We start from the raw sequence: 15865 nt of genomic DNA, 5'->3' as shown, positions 1-15865 counted from the left end.
AACTTCGAGGCATAAATTTACGATAATTCTATATCAAATTGTGTTAACGCTCTAAATTGTTGCAAGCGAGAATGAACTTCTTCTTTTTCAAGTTGTTCCATTCTCTCTGTTCCAAATTTCTCTACACAGAAAGAAGCTAAATTAGAACCATAAATAATTCCGTTCTTCATATTGTCGAACGAAATATTTTCGCTTTGTGCAATATATCCTGAGAAACCACCTGCAAAGGTATCACCTGCTCCTGTAGGATCAAATACTTCTTCTAATGGTAAAGCTGGTGCGAAGAATACGTTTTTACCTTCAAAAAGTAACGCTCCGTGTTCTCCTTTTTTAATTACAACATATTTTGGACCCATTGTATGAATCTTTTCTGCTGCTTTTACTAAAGAATATTCTCCTGATAATTGACGAGCTTCTTCATCGTTAATTGTAATAACGTCTACGCGTTTAATTACATCCATTAATTCTGGTAAAGCACAATCCATCCAAAAATTCATTGTGTCTAAAACAATTAATTTTGGAGTTGTAGTCATTTGATCTAAAACACCCGATTGTACTAAAGGATGTAAGTTTCCTAACATTACAACTTCAGCATCTTTATAATCATTTGGCACAACAGGATTAAAATCGGCCAAAACATTTAATTGCGTATCTAAAGTATCTCTTGAATTTAAGTCATTATGGTATTTTCCACTCCAAAAGAATGTTTTTCCACCTTTTACTACTTCAATTCCTGAAATATCTATGTTTTTACTAGTTAATAAATCTAAATATTCTTGCGGAAAGTCTTCTCCAACTACAGAAACAATTGCCGATTTTACATTAAAAAACGAAGCAGAAAGTCCAATATAAGTTGCTGCTCCACCTAATATTTTATCGGTTTTCCCAAAAGGAGTTTCAATAGCATCAAAAGCTACAGTTCCTACAATTAATAATTTATTCATTGGTTATAATTTGAAATAAGGTGCAAAGATACATTTTTAGTTTAAAAGTTTAAAATGCATTTGCAGTTTAACTTTTTATTACGACAACTTCTCATCTACCTTTTCATAAAAAACATCAATAGATAAGTTTTTTTGTTGCGAAGCCATAACGGCTAATTCATCACAACGCTCGTTTTGAGGATGGTTGTTGTGTCCTTTTACCCATTTAAAATCAACTTTATGTTTTCTATAGGCTTTTAAGAATCGCATCCATAAATCAGGGTTTTTTCGGTCTTTGAAGCCTTTCTTTTCCCAACCAAAAACCCATTTTTTTTCAACTGCATCCACAACATATTTAGAATCAGAAACAACTAAAACAGTCATATTTGGGTTTTTTAACTTTTCTAAACCTACAATTACAGCTAAAAGTTCCATCCTATTATTAGTAGAAATTCTGAAACCTTCATAAAATTCTTTTTTATGTGGCGTTCCTACTAATTCCATGACAACTCCATAACCAGCTGGTCCTGGATTTCCTTTAGCAGCTCCGTCTGTATATATATGTACTTGGTGTGACAAAATTTTGAGTTAAGAATTTTGAGTTATAAGTTTTTTAATAACTTCTGGAAAATATTTATGTTCTAATTGATGGACTTTTTCTGCAATTTCCTCTGGTGATTTGCAGTCTAAAATTGTAACACTTTTCTGAAAAATTATAGCGCCTTCGTCATAATTTGGAGTTACATAATGAATAGAAATTCCTGTTTCAACATCTTTATTGTCAAAAATTGCTCTGTGAACATTCATTCCATACATTCCTTTTCCACCATAATTTGGTAATAATGCAGGGTGAATATTTATTATTTTATTGCTATAAGCCTCAATAATATGTTCTGGAAACTTTAATAAAAATCCTGCAAGTACAATTAAATCGGGTTTTATTTTATTTAATTCTTTTAAAACAAACCCATCATTTAGCTCTGTTTTGTTGAATATTAACGTATTAACTTCAAATTTTTTTGCCTTTTCTACAACTTTGGCATCAGAATTGTTTGTTAGCACATTGGTTACGGTAGCAAGACTACTTTTATTAAAACACCTTATAATCTCCTCGGCATTAGTGCCGTTTCCGGAAGCAAAAAGAACAATTTTTTTCATTGAACATTGATTTCTTCCACAAAAAAAAGAATAATAATTGGTAAAAAATAAAAAAAAGAGGTCTTTGTGAAATATTTTTTTTAAATTCGTAACTTATTATAATAACAAAAATGTGTTGTTTTAAAATAAAGTTTTTTATTTTTGCCAACAAATTAAATTAAAAATTAAAAGATTATGTCAGACATTGCATCAAGAGTAAAAGCGATTATCGTAGACAAATTAGGTGTTGACGAAAACGAAGTTGTAACAGAAGCTAGCTTCACAAACGATTTAGGAGCAGATTCATTAGATACTGTTGAGCTAATTATGGAGTTCGAAAAAGAATTTGATATTCAAATTCCAGACGACCAAGCAGAAAACATTGCTACTGTAGGTCAAGCAGTTTCTTACATCGAAGAAGCTAAAAAATAATATAAAAGGCATCCACAAGGTTTATTCTTTGTGGATGTTATTATTTTAGCATTCGCTAGTTAATTTAAATCTTAATTGATTTTATCGGTTTGAAAACATTGATTGTATTACAATCATTACAATAAAACTATGTAATACCCATTGTTTCTTTTAGTTTAGTATTAAAAGTACTTTGGGTTTTTTTATATAAACCAAAAATTTTATATATGCAATTAAAGCGTGTAGTAGTTACTGGATTAGGAGCATTGACTCCAATTGGAAATAACATTCAAGAATATTGGGATGCACTTATTAATGGAAAAAGTGGTGCAGCTCCTATTACTTATTACGATACAGAAAAACACAAAACCAAGTTTGCTTGTGAAGTTAAAAACTTCAACATAGAAGACTTTATGGATCGTAAAGAGGCTCGTAGAATGGATAAATTTGCTCAATATGCTGTTGCTGCAAGTGAAGAAGCCATTAATGATGCTGGAATTACGGCTGATAATGTAAACAAACAAAGAGTAGGTGTTATTTGGGGTGCAGGAATTGGAGGTTTAGAAACTTTTCAAGATGAAGTAATGAGTTATGCAGCTGGTGATGGAACACCACGTTTTAACCCATTCTTTATTCCAAAAATGATTGCTGATATAGCTCCTGCTCATATTTCTATGCGAAATGGGTTTATGGGTCCAAACTATACAACAGTTTCTGCTTGTGCATCATCTGCTAATGCAATGATTGATGCTTTCAACTACATTCGTTTAGGAATGTGTGATGTAATTATCACAGGTGGATCTGAAGCAGCTGTAACAATTGCTGGAATGGGTGGATTTAACTCAATGCAAGCCTTATCAACAAGAAATGAAAGTCCAGAAACAGCTTCAAGACCATTTGATGCTACAAGAGACGGGTTTGTACTTGGAGAAGGTGCTGGAGCATTAGTTTTAGAAGAATATGAACATGCAAAAGCACGTGGTGCAAAAATATATTGTGAAGTTGGTGGTGGTGGAATGTCATCTGACGCTTATCATTTAACAGCTCCACATCCAGAAGGAATTGGTGTAATTGCTGTTATGGAAAACACATTGCGCGATGCAGGAATGGAACCAGAACAAGTTGATCATATCAATACACATGGAACTTCTACTCCACTTGGTGATGTTGCTGAATTAAAAGCTATTAAAGCTGTTTTTGGTGATCATGCTAAAAATATAAATATTAATTCAACAAAATCAATGACAGGTCACTTATTAGGCGCTGCTGGTGGAATTGAAGCTATTGCATCTATTTTAGCTATGAAACACGGAATTGTTCCTCCAACAATAAATCACACTACAATTGATGAAAGAATTGATCCTGAATTAAACCTTACCTTAAACAAAGCACAAAAAAGAGAAATTAAAGTTGCCATGAGTAATACTTTTGGATTTGGTGGCCATAATGCTTGTGTATTGTTTAAAAAATTAGAAGACTAATTTCACATATGAACTTCATAAAAAAAATAGTATCAAAATCCCGTTCTCAAGAAGACGGGATTTTTTTTGAAAAAATGAGTAAAATACTAGGTTTTAAACCTGTTACATTAAAGTATTACAAAAAAGCATTTACACATCGTTCTGCAAATATTATTGGAGCAGATGGAAATCCTTTTAATTATGAGCGCTTAGAATTTCTTGGTGATGCAATTTTAGGTAGTGTTATTTCTGCCTTTTTATACAAAACTGCCCCAACAGGAGATGAAGGTTATTTAACAAAAACGCGTTCTAAAATAGTTAGTAGAGAGCATTTAAATGAATTAGGTAGAGATTTTAATTTAATTCAATTTGTAGAGAGTAAAGTAGCACCAACTCATTTTGGCGAAAACATTCACGGCAACTTATTTGAAGCATTTATAGGTGCAATTTATTTAGACAAAGGATTTAATGCATGTGAGCGTTTTATTGAAAAAAAAATAATCAAGACTTATGTGGATTTAGATAGATTGGATGGAAAAATCACCAGTTATAAAAGTTTATTGATTGAATGGTGTCAAAAAGAAAAAAAAGTATTTCATTTTGATTTTATTGAAGATAATGGTATTGAAGGTCAAAAATTCTTTAGTGTCAAATTATTTATAGATGACAAAGTAGTTGCAAAAGCGAGAGCAACTTCTAAGAAAAAAGCAGAAGAAAAAGCTTCACAAAGAGCCTATTTTGCACTTCAAGAAAAAATTAACGGAAAATAAACAGAATAAGCAATTAACTATATCGTTTTCGTTAAAAAAATAACATTTTCTTATATATTTTAAAGCCTAATTAAATTTAATATACTGTATATTTACACTTTATTTTTATATAAATGGCAGTTTTTAAATTACAATTAGAAGATTTTTCAACTACTGAATATGAGTTAATTGCAATTCATACTACTATTGAAGTAACTAAACTTGCCTTTTTATTAAATAAAAATCTAAACACAAATTTTCATTTTTTTGACACAGTTGACAAAACTGAAAAAAATGAAAAAGGTTCATTTGATCGTTTTTTATTTTTTGATTCGGAAAATGAAACTTCGTGGAATTTAATAGAAAACAAATCAATAATTAAAGTCGAAAATATTTCTGTTTCATTATTTAAAGACTATGAGCAATACATGTTTATGATTCCTGAATATAAAAAAGTTGATTTTATATTAAAAATAGATACAGAAGATAATTTTTTAAACACTGACAAAATAATTCAAACTATTTCAAAAATAGACTCAATTTCAATGTCTTATGCAATAGATAAAAACAAAATAAAAACAAAAAGTAATTTAATTTTTTAACAATGCCAACGAACAAAAAAACTAAAATAGTAGCCACTTTAGGACCAGCTACAAGCACTAAAGAAATACTAAAAAAAATGATAGAAGCTGGTGTAAATGTGTTTAGAATTAACTTTTCTCACGCAGATTATACTGATGTAAGCGAACGTATTACAATGATTCGAGAATTAAATAAAGAACACGGATTTACAACCTCAATTTTAGCCGATTTACAAGGACCAAAATTAAGAGTTGGAGTAATGAAAGAAGATGTAGTTGTTGCAACAGGAGATAAAATTACATTTACAACTGCTGAAGATATATTAGGTACAGCTTCAAAAGTGTACATGAACTATAAAGAATTTCCTAAAGATGTAAATGTAGGGGAACGTATCTTATTAGATGATGGGAAACTGATTTTTGAAGTTTTAAAAACCGACAAGAAAACAGAAGTTGAAGCCGTTGTTATTCAAGGTGGTCCATTGAAATCTAAAAAAGGAGTTAATCTTCCTAACACTAAGGTTTCATTGCCAGCTTTAACTAAAAAAGACATAAAAGATGCACTCTTTGCTATTGAAAACAAAGTAGATTGGATGGCTTTATCTTTTGTAAGAACACCAGAAGATTTGATGTTACTACAAGATTTGATTTCAAAACATTCAGATCATAAAATTCCAATTATAGCCAAAATTGAAAAACCAGAAGCTGTAGAAAACATTGATAAAATTGTTGCATATTGTGATGGTTTAATGGTTGCTCGTGGTGATTTAGGTGTTGAAATTCCTGCTCATGAAGTACCTTTAATACAAAAGAAATTGATTCATAGAGCAAAAACAGCTCGAATTCCAGTAATTGTTGCTACACAAATGATGGAAACAATGATTACGAGTTTAACTCCAACTAGAGCAGAAGTAAATGACGTAGCCAATTCAGTTATGGATGGTGCAGATGCTGTAATGTTGTCTGGCGAAACATCTGTTGGTAGTTATCCTGTTCAAGTTATTGAAACAATGACTAGTATTATTGAAGCCGTTGAAGATTCACCTTTAATTCAAGTTCCTTTAAATGCTCCACATGTTAGAACAAAACGTTTTATTACTAAATCTATTTGTTATCATGCAGCTGTAATGGCAAATGATATTGAAGCAAAAGTTATTTCAACTTTAACAAATAGTGGTTATACTGCTTTTCAAATTTCTGCTTGGAGACCAAAATCACAAATTTTAGTTTTTACTTCAAACGAACGAATTTTGACACAGTTGAATTTACTTTGGGGCGTTAAAGCTTTCTTTTACGACAAATTTTTAAGTACAGATGACACCGTAGAAGATATTAATAAAATTGCACAAGAAAAAGGATACGTTAAAAAAGGTGACATGCTAATCAATCTAGCAGCAATGCCAATTGCCAATAAAGGAATGGTAAATACACTTCGTGTTTCTGAAATTGAATAATTTTTATATATTTGATTTAATAAAAACAAAAATTATATGGAATTTAAATCTAGTAACCCGTTTTTGAAAGAAAACAAATTTGAAAACACTAGTAGATCAAATGATCAAGTTATTGCTACTCATCAAGAAACAATGACTGTTAGTGGAACTATCAATAAAAGTTTCACTATGTTATTAATGCTTTTATCAACAGCTTTAATTAGTTGGTGGTTAGTTGGAAATGGCTATAACCCAATGATTTTTACAATTGGTGGTGGAATTATCGGACTAATATTAGTTTTAGTAGCTTCATTTAAGCCTACAACTTCACCATACACAGCACCTGCTTATGCCTTGTTTGAAGGTTTATTTATTGGAGGATTATCAGCTGTTTTTGAAGCGATGTATCCAGGCTTAGTAATTCAGGCAGTTAGCGCTACGTTTGTAACATTTATAGTTTGCTTTGGTCTATACAAATACAATATTGTTAAAGTAACTGAAACATTTAAGTCTGTTGTAATTGGTGCTACAATGGCAATTTTTGCATTTTATATGATTTCGTGGATAGCTTCTTTTTTTATTGATTTTCAACCTATTCATCAAGGAAATTCTTTAATGAGTATTGGAATAAGTGTTTTTGTAATCATAGTTGCTGCTCTAAATTTATTTTTAGATTTCGATATGATTGAAAAAGGGTCTAAAACTGGAGCACCAAAATTTATGGAATGGTTTGCTGCAATGGGATTAATGATCACACTAGTTTGGCTGTATGTTGAATTTTTAAGATTATTTGCTAAACTTTCTAGTAGAGATTAAGTTAAATAAAACTATATAAAAAAACCATCAAAATGAATTGATGGTTTTTTTTATGACTTAAAGTCAAATTGTAATTGTACTGAAACACTTTTTGGAATTTCTTCATTTTTCTTTTCTTCATTGTTAAGGTTATTGACCGAAATGCCTAATAATCTAACCGAATCTTTTAATCGTTCTTGATATAAAAGTTCTTTAGCAACGTCAAATAATAAATGCTTATCGCTAATATAATATTGAAGTGTTTTGCTCCTTGTTTGAAGTGAAAAATCAGAATATTTTATTTTTAGTGTTATGGTTTTACCTGATATTTTGCTTTTTTGCAATCGTTTTTCTAATTCCTTTGCAATATTTAGTAAACGCTCTTCCATATAAATTTCTGAAGAAAGATTTTCATTAAAAGTTCTTTCAGCGCCAAAAGATTTTACGGTTCTGTTAGGTTTTACAACACTGTTATGAATTCCTCTTGAAATGTTGAAATAATATTGAGCACTATTTTTAAAATGTTTCTCTAAATATTCAAGTGGTTTTTGCTTTAAGTCATAACCCGTAAAAATCCCTAATTGATAAAACTTATCGGCTGTTACTTTTCCAATTCCATAGAATTTTTTAATATCTAAAACTTCTAAAAAAGGTTCAACTTCATCAGGATTTACAGTTTTTTGACCATTTGGTTTATTATAATCTGACGCAATTTTGGCTACAAATTTATTTACTGAAATTCCAGCTGAAGCGGTTAATCCGACTTCATCAAAAATACGTTGTCTAATCTCTTGGGCTATTAAGGAAGCACTTGGATTGTCTTTTTTATTTACAGTTACATCCAAATAAGCTTCATCAAGCGAAAGCGGTTCAACCAAATCTGTATAATCTAGGAAAATTTTTCTAATTTTTTTTGATATTTCTTTGTATCGATCAAATCTTGGTCTAACAAAAATTAATTCAGGACAATTTCTTTTTGCTTGAATGCCACTCATTGCACTTCTAACACCAAATTTTCTGGCTTCATAACTTGCTGCACTTACAACGCCTCTTGTTTCACTTCCACCAACAGCTAAAGGTTTTCCTTTAAGTTCTGGAAAATCCATTTGTTCCACAGATGCATAAAAGGCATCCATGTCCACATGAATTATTTTTCGTTGTAGAATTGACATTAAGTTAAGCTTTCTGTAAAATTATTAAATTACTTTGTCTTTTATAGGAAAAAAGAAATTTAATGGTGCTTTTTTAAAGTAATTAAATATAGACTTATTAAGCAAATGTAATTCTGATAAAGGTATATTTCTTGAGCGAAGAGCTAAAAACATTGACAAAGTAAAACTAACAATAAAATTTATAAAACCTATTAATCCAATTCCAATTATGGACCAAAATAAAGACCAAAAATCAATAGAAAAATGATTTCCATATAAACCTAAAGCAAAATTTCCACTGGCAAATGTTATGTGACGAATGTCTAGGTTTAATCCAAAGAAAACTCCCAACGAACCTGTGCTTCCTAAGAACACACCAAACCACATGTTTGAAATTACACCAGCCCAATTCTCATTAACCCAATTGGAGATTTTTTTAGTTTTTTGAATACCAAAAGTTTGTTTTAGAAAAGGGTTTTCCTGAATACGATAAGCTACTTGATAATGTTTATTTCTGTTTGAAATGTTTCCAGAAATTATTCCTGATAAGAACAAGTAAATTCCAGCAATTGCAGCATGAATAATTGCTAAAGAATGAATTGGACTTAAATCAGTTATTAATTTTTCGGCTTTTGCTTCAGCTAAATTTGTTCCTAAAGAAAAATCTAAAAACCAAATTAAGAACAACGAAACAGGAAAAGCAAAAAGAACATTCCCTACAAAAGCTATAAATTGAGTTCTAAAAATACGAGCAAATAATCTAGCAAAAAGGTTATGTTTATCTTTTGCCTGATTTTTGTTTTTCATCCCTTCATCAAGAGTTTGAGCAATAGTTGCAGCAGTCATTGCAGGTTGCTTTGTTGCTAATGTAAATCCCAATAAGAAAATTACAATAAATCCAAAAGCATAATTAAAACTATACAAAAAAGCATGTCCAAAGGCTGAAGTATCCACTTTTGAACTCAATAATTTAAACAGACATAAAAAACCAACGATAAACCCACCACCAATTGCTTTGTAGAACATGGTAAAATATTCTTTATAACCATCTGTTATATATTTCTGTCCAGATTTTGCTGTGTGCTGCGTAATTTCATAAGAAATTAATTGAGTGCTTTCTAGAAATAACTTTCTAATATTGTTTCTGTAGCAATTGTATCGAATAAGTTTTAACAAGACTAGTGTGCTATTTCTAATTTTGTCTTCATCCGTTTCCACAACGATTAGTGGCAACAACTCTTTAATCCTTACTAATTGTTGTCTAATGCGAAGTAAACTTTGGTTAACCGTTAACGAAATGCCGTATTTAGAGCTGTTTAAAAAAGCTTTATCTACAAAATCATCACATTGTTTATGGAGTAATAAAAGCTGCTTGTAAACAAGCTCAGATGAGTTTATATAATGGTAATTATTAGTTCGAATAATATTTTCCAAATGATTTAACTCCTTTTCAAAACCCAAGAAAGGGCTTTCAAAATTTGAATATTCAGGAACCATTTTTATAACATCATTTTCCAAAGCTCTTCCACTCATTCTTTGAGCAAGAATTTGCATGGCTAAAACAATTTCTGAAAATGGAGTTTCTTCTTTTATATTGCCATAAATATCTTTAAAGCCAAGTAATTCATAGATGACAACAATTTGACTATAAGGAATTTTATTGATCCAAATTGGATCAGTACTCAAATAAAAAACCTGATTTAATACAAATTGAAGTGTGCCTTTTTCAGGTTGAAATGGTAAAAATTTTTCAAATATTCTTTTTTTAATTTCGCTTAAAAAGTGATTGTCATTTAAAATTCCTGAATCCGTTAAAAGTCTAGAAAACTTATTTTTGTTTATTATGGTTTTAAAGTAATTTCTAAAGAGAACAATATGATTTGGGTTAGCTTGAAGAAATTCAATAAATTCAACCAATGAAATTTGTTCAACTTCTTTTGGTTTTTTTGGTCTAAATACGTGAATTAAATCGACAAGAAATAGTAATTTTTCGTCGGCATAAGTGTTCTTATTGAAATGATTTTCAAAGAGTTCCTTAATAGATTTATCTTGTTGAAACTGATGCCTAACATTCATAAATTGAATGAATTAGTTGTATTAAAAAATCATTTCTTAATTTTGACGAAATTATAAAATAAAACAACACCAATGATAGAAATCGAACGCAAATTTTTAGTGACTTCAAAAGATTTTTTAAAGCAATTTAAAGTCGAAAACAGAATTGTTCAAGGTTATCTTTCATCAGTCCCAGAGAGAACGGTTAGAGTGAGAATTAAAGGAAAAAAAGGTTACTTGACCATAAAAGGAAAAAGCAACGAAAATGGCTTAAGCAGAATGGAATGGGAAAAAGAAATTGATGTAAAAGAAGCTGAATCTTTATTGCAAATTTGCGAAAGTGGTGTAATTGATAAAATTCGTTATGATATTGAATTAGGCAATCATACTTTTGAAGTAGATATTTTTGAAGGAGAAAACAAAGGCTTAATTATTGCTGAAATTGAATTGCAATCAGAAAACGAATCTTTTGAAAAACCAGATTGGTTAGGAAAAGAAGTTACTGGTGACGAACGTTATTATAATGCTTACTTGAGCAAAAAACCTTTTGTAAAATGGTAATTATAGTATGATTTAAAATAAAAAACCCTGCGTAAGCAGGGTTTTTATTAAATTAAATTCCGCCACCTAATGCCTTGTAAAGTGTAATAACGGCATTGAGTTGTTTGTATTTATTATCTATAAAATTAATTTCTGTATTTAAAGCATTGTCTTTTGCTGTTAATACTTCTAAATAATTAACCATTCCATATTGCAATAATTCATCCGAATAATCAGCTGCAATTTTTAAAGCATCCACTTGTTTTTTTCTGATTACCAATTTATTGGTTTCATTTTCATAATTAGCTAATGCATCAGAAACTTCTTTTCCGGCAACTAATAATGATTTTTCAAATTGTAAATAGGCTTTTTGTTGATTGGCCTTCGCAACTTCTAAACGTGTTTTATTTTGTCTCTGGTTAAAAATTGGTTGTGTTAATCCTGTAATCACATTTGCAAAAATAGATTTTGCACTAAACCAATCTTGTAACTCTAATGCTTGCAAACCACCAGTAGCCGTTAATGTTAAAGAAGGATAAAAAGTACTTCTAGCCACATTTGTTAATTCAAAAGTATTTCTAAAGTTCAATTCTGCAGCAACAACATCAGGTCTTTGACTTAATAAAAAAGTAGGCAAACCTGTTTTGATTTCGGCTTTAATTATTTGATTTTCAAAAACCGTTCTTGCTACTGTATTAGAAGCTTTTCCTAATAATTGATTAAAAGAGTTTTCTAAAACTTTTACATTATATTTTAAATCTTCTAAAATAATTTGGGCTGCATATTGTTGGGCTTCTGTTTGCTTAACAGCAACTTCATTTACATTTCCAGCTTCTTTTAGGGCTTTAATTACCTCAACACTTGTGTTTCTGTTCACTAAAGTAGTATTCACAACTTTAATTTGAGAATCAATAGCTAATAATTGATAATATATAGAGGCAACATTAGCAACCAATTCTGTTTGCACAGCTTGACGAGCTACAGCAGATTCTAAAAATTTAGCAGCAACGGCTCTTTTATTACTTCTTATTTTACCCCAAATATCTGCTTCCCATGATAATTTTGCAGATAATTCGTATTGATCAATACTACTAAACAATGCACCAAACTGACTATTTTCAGATGTTTCTTGATGTGTCCATGTTGCATTTCCGTTCACTGTTGGAAAATAACCAGCTTTACCTTGTTTCATAGTCGCTTCAGCAGCAGCCATATTTTGCAAAGCAATTTTCATATCTAGGTTATTTTGAATAGCTTCTTTTATGTGATTTTGAAGCAATTCATCAGTAAAAATTTTATCCCAAGACATTTTAGCTAAAGATGTACTATCAGCTATTTGCTCTGTTCTGTAAAGGTTATCTGTATTTATTTGAGGCTTTTCATAATCTTTAGCTACAAAACACGATTGTACTATAAGCATGGTGAATACTAAAAGACTTCCTTTGATTATATGTTGTTTTTTCATGATGTGTGCTTATAAGTTTTCAGTATCTCCTTTAGTTGTTTCAATAGTCTTGGTACTTACTTTTTCTTGTAAAGTTTGGAAAATGATATACAAAACCGGAATTACAAAAACTCCTAAAATAGTTCCTATCAACATTCCACCAATTGCACCAGTTCCAATAGCTTTATTTCCTACTGCTCCAGCTCCTCTTGCTAACATTAAAGGCATTAATCCAAGAATAAAGGCAAATGATGTCATCAAAATTGGACGTAAACGTGCCGTTGCCCCTTGCAATGCAGCTTGAGAAATACTCCAACCTTTTCTTCGGGCATCTGCTGCAAATTCAACTATAAGAATGGCATTCTTGGCCAAAAGACCAATCAGCATAATTAATGTAATTTGGAGATAAATGTTATTACTTACATTAAAGAAATAGGCAAAAATATAGGCACCAGCCAAACCAACAGGTAAGGATAGTAAAACTGCAAATGGCAACATATAACTTTCGTATTGAGCTGCTAATAAAAAATAAACAAATATTAAACACAATAAGAAAATATAAAGTGTTTGTCCACCTGCACTAATTTCTTCACGGGTTAAACCTGAGAATTCGTAACCGTAACCAATTGGTAAACTTTCACTAGCAACTTCTTGTACTGCCGCAATTGCATCACCAGTACTAAATCCATCGTTAGGAGCACCCGTAATTTTTATAGAAGTAAACAGGTTAAAACGTTCAATAGCTTGTGGACCAAAAACTTTTTCTAAAGTCACAAATTGTGAAATAGGAGCCATTTGACCCTTATTATTTCTAACCATAACACTATTTAATGATGCTGGGTCTGTTCTAAATTTTGGATCAGATTGATAAACTACTCTATATTGTTTTCCAAATTTATTAAAGTTAGAGGCATAAACTCCACCGTAATATCCTTGCATTGTTCCTAATACATCGGTTACAGTTAATCCTGAGTTTTTAATATTAGCAACATCAAGATTAATTAGATATTGAGGATAATTTGGAGAAAATGAAGTGGCTGCATATTTTATTTCTGGACGACTGTTTAAAGCCGCTAAGAATTTATTATTCACTTCACTTAATTCTTTAATAGTTCCCCCTTTTTGATCTTGTAATTGAAATTCAAATCCATTGGTAAAACCAAACCCTACTAATGTTGGACGACCAAAGAATAATACTTTAGCATCTTTTACTGAAGAAGCTCGTTTAAACAATTCTCCAACAACAGCCGTAATTTCCTGATTTGCATCTGGACGATCTGCCCATGGTTTTAATTTTACGATAACCATTCCGTAATTACTTCCTGTTCCACTAATTAAACTTCGACCAGAAATACGAAGTACTTCTTTAATTTCAGGTAAATCTTTTACTTTATTTTCAATCTGTAATAATACTTCTTCTGTTCTTTCTAGAGAAGTTCCAGGAGGAAGAGATACATCAGATAAAATTGCTCCAGTATCTTCACCAGGTACAAATGCTTTTGGAGTAATATTTAATAATAAAACGAATATTCCAGCAAAAACTGCTATTCCTAAAAATGCTACCCATTTACGTTTGATGAAAAATTCAACGCCTCTTTTATATTTTACAGTTGTTATTTCAAAACCAACATTAAAAGCGGTATAAAAACGTTGTAAAAAGCCTTTCTTTTTTTCTTCTCCGTTATGAGGCTTTAAGAATATTGCACACAAAGCCGGTGAAAGAGTAAGTGCATTTATTGCAGACAATACAATTGACACCGCTAATGTTAATCCAAACTGTTTGTAGAAAACTCCAGCTGAGCCACTAATAAAAGATACCGGAATAAAAACTGCCGACATAACTAACGTAATTGATATAATAGCGCTACTAATATCATTCATGGCACTATGGGCTGCTTTTTTAGGATCTTTCTCTCCTGCTTCCATTTTAGCATGCACAGCTTCTACTACCACAATTGCATCATCCACCACGATTCCGACGGCAAGTACCAATGCAAACAGTGTAAGTAAATTAATTGTAAAGCCAAATAAACTTAAGAAAAAAAAGGTTCCAACAATAGCAACAGGTACCGAAATAGCTGGAATTAACGTTGATCTCCAATCTTGTAAAAACACGAAAACAACCAAAAACACTAATAAAAAAGCTTCAATTAATGTATAAATAACTTTAGAAATAGATTCCTCTAAGAAATCATTTGCGTTAATAAGAATTGCATATTTTACACCTTTAGGGAAATTAACAGCCGAAACATCTAATACTTTTAACGAGTTTTCAATAACTTCTTGAGCATTGGAACCAGCCGTTTGCGCAATAGCAATTGCTACAGATTTATTTCCGTTTGTTCTTGCACTACCTGCATAACTCACCGCTCCAAGTTCTATTCTTGCTACATCTTTTAATCTAAGAACTTCTCCACCTTCTGTTGAGCGAACAATAATTTGTTCAAACTCTTCAGTACTTTGTAAACGTCCTTTGTATTTTAAGGCATATTGAAAAGATTGATCACCACTTTCCCCTAATTGTCCTGGAGCAGCTTCAATATTTTGTTCTGCTAATAATGCAGAAACATCTGATGGAACAAGTCCATAAGCAGCCATTACATCTGGTTTTAACCAAATTCGCATTGAATAATCTCTCTGTCCAAATATAACAGCATCACCAACACCAGCTACACGCTTAATTTTTGGTAAAATATTGATGTTCGCATAATTCTGAAGAAATGTATCATCATATTCAGGATTCTCACTATATAAAGAGAAAATCAAGATATTATCACTTTGTCTTTTTGAAGTTGTTACACCAGCTTTAGTTACTTCTTGAGGTAGTAAAGGTGTCGCACGAGAAACTCTATTTTGAACATTCACAGCTGCTAAATCAGGGTTTGTTCCTAATTTAAAATAAATATTAATCGAAGCTGAACCATCATTATTTGAAGTAGAAGTCATGTAAGTCATGTCTTCCACACCATTAATTTGTTCTTCTAATGGAATTACAACCGAGTTCATTACAACATCAGCACTTGCTCCTTGATAATTTGCAGATACTGATACAGTTGGCGGTGCTATTTCTGGATATTGTGAGACTGGAAGCGAGGTTAATCCTAAAACTCCCAATATGACGATGATAATAGATATCACCGTTGACAATACTGGTCTGTCAATAAATTTTGAAAACATAATGTGTGT

14 protein-coding genes are annotated in these 15865 nt (G+C 30.9%); 7 read left to right on the top strand and 7 right to left on the bottom strand.

The annotated features are described in order from the left end of the window. Positions 1 to 17: 17 nt before the first annotated feature. The 3 genes from AAC008_RS08615 to AAC008_RS08605 form a co-directional block, all read right to left on the bottom strand. Positions 18 to 944 (bottom strand): PfkB family carbohydrate kinase, encoded by a 927-nt coding sequence (locus AAC008_RS08615; protein WP_339888774.1) that lies wholly within the window; start codon positions 942 to 944, stop codon positions 18 to 20. Between the two features lie 78 nt (positions 945 to 1022). Continuing rightward, complete coding sequence (rnhA, locus tag AAC008_RS08610; RefSeq protein WP_339888773.1) at positions 1023 to 1502, bottom strand: ribonuclease HI; 480 nt, start codon at positions 1500 to 1502, stop codon at positions 1023 to 1025. Between the two features lie 9 nt (positions 1503 to 1511). Beyond that, positions 1512 to 2081 (bottom strand): phosphoribosylglycinamide formyltransferase, encoded by a 570-nt coding sequence (locus AAC008_RS08605; RefSeq protein ID WP_339888771.1) that lies wholly within the window; start codon positions 2079 to 2081, stop codon positions 1512 to 1514. A 174-nt stretch (positions 2082 to 2255) separates the two neighbouring features. Here AAC008_RS08605 and AAC008_RS08600 point away from each other — a divergent pair, with 174 nt between their 5' ends. The 6 genes from AAC008_RS08600 (at position 2256) to AAC008_RS08575 (ending at position 7510) form a co-directional block, all read left to right on the top strand. Continuing rightward, a complete protein-coding gene (locus AAC008_RS08600; RefSeq protein ID WP_026716658.1) occupies positions 2256 to 2492 on the top strand; it encodes an acyl carrier protein in 237 nt (78 codons plus the stop codon). A 206-nt stretch (positions 2493 to 2698) separates the two neighbouring features. Further along, positions 2699 to 3952 carry a beta-ketoacyl-ACP synthase II gene (gene fabF / locus AAC008_RS08595; RefSeq protein ID WP_339888770.1) on the top strand — a complete coding sequence of 418 codons (1254 nt, stop codon included), beginning with the start codon at positions 2699 to 2701 and terminating at the stop codon, positions 3950 to 3952. An 8-nt stretch (positions 3953 to 3960) separates the two neighbouring features. Next, on the top strand, positions 3961 to 4701 hold the full coding sequence (rnc, locus tag AAC008_RS08590) for a ribonuclease III (protein WP_339888768.1): 741 nt from the start codon (positions 3961 to 3963) through the stop codon (positions 4699 to 4701). Between the two features lie 113 nt (positions 4702 to 4814). After that, positions 4815 to 5282 carry an IPExxxVDY family protein gene (locus AAC008_RS08585; RefSeq protein WP_339888767.1) on the top strand — a complete coding sequence of 156 codons (468 nt, stop codon included), beginning with the start codon at positions 4815 to 4817 and terminating at the stop codon, positions 5280 to 5282. A gap of 2 nt (positions 5283 to 5284) precedes the next feature. Beyond that, a complete protein-coding gene (pyk, locus tag AAC008_RS08580; protein WP_339888766.1) occupies positions 5285 to 6715 on the top strand; it encodes a pyruvate kinase in 1431 nt (476 codons plus the stop codon). Between the two features lie 36 nt (positions 6716 to 6751). Then, the gene (locus AAC008_RS08575) at positions 6752 to 7510 is read left to right on the top strand and encodes a Bax inhibitor-1/YccA family protein (RefSeq protein ID WP_339888765.1); all 759 of its coding nucleotides are present in this window, start codon (positions 6752 to 6754) and stop codon (positions 7508 to 7510) included. Between the two features lie 50 nt (positions 7511 to 7560). Here the strand turns inward: AAC008_RS08575 and dinB are convergent, their stop codons facing one another. Together dinB and AAC008_RS08565 are read right to left on the bottom strand one after the other, a co-directional pair. Beyond that, positions 7561 to 8661: a DNA polymerase IV gene (gene dinB, locus AAC008_RS08570; RefSeq protein ID WP_339888764.1), complete on the bottom strand. Its 1101-nt coding sequence runs from the start codon at positions 8659 to 8661 to the stop codon at positions 7561 to 7563. A 24-nt stretch (positions 8662 to 8685) separates the two neighbouring features. After that, positions 8686 to 10716, bottom strand: a complete 2031-nt coding sequence (locus AAC008_RS08565; RefSeq protein ID WP_339888762.1) for a recombinase — start codon at positions 10714 to 10716, stop codon at positions 8686 to 8688. Positions 10717 to 10788: 72 nt separating this feature from the next. Between AAC008_RS08565 and AAC008_RS08560 the strand changes: the two genes are divergently transcribed. Continuing rightward, the gene (locus tag AAC008_RS08560; RefSeq protein WP_339888761.1) at positions 10789 to 11256 is read left to right on the top strand and encodes a CYTH domain-containing protein; all 468 of its coding nucleotides are present in this window, start codon (positions 10789 to 10791) and stop codon (positions 11254 to 11256) included. A 52-nt stretch (positions 11257 to 11308) separates the two neighbouring features. Here AAC008_RS08560 and AAC008_RS08555 read toward each other — a convergent pair whose 3' ends face one another. Further along, positions 11309 to 12700 carry a TolC family protein gene (locus tag AAC008_RS08555; RefSeq protein WP_339888760.1) on the bottom strand — a complete coding sequence of 464 codons (1392 nt, stop codon included), beginning with the start codon at positions 12698 to 12700 and terminating at the stop codon, positions 11309 to 11311. 9 nt (positions 12701 to 12709) lie between these two features. Then, the gene (locus AAC008_RS08550) at positions 12710 to 15856 is read right to left on the bottom strand and encodes an efflux RND transporter permease subunit (protein ID WP_339888759.1); all 3147 of its coding nucleotides are present in this window, start codon (positions 15854 to 15856) and stop codon (positions 12710 to 12712) included. Between the last annotated feature and the right edge of the window lie 9 nt (positions 15857 to 15865).

This window comes from uncultured Flavobacterium sp. (assembly GCF_963975515.1).
Taxonomy (GTDB): Bacteria; Bacteroidota; Bacteroidia; order Flavobacteriales; family Flavobacteriaceae; genus Flavobacterium.
Note: the sequence above shows the minus strand (reverse complement) of the source record. Positions and strands in the feature narration are given on the sequence as shown.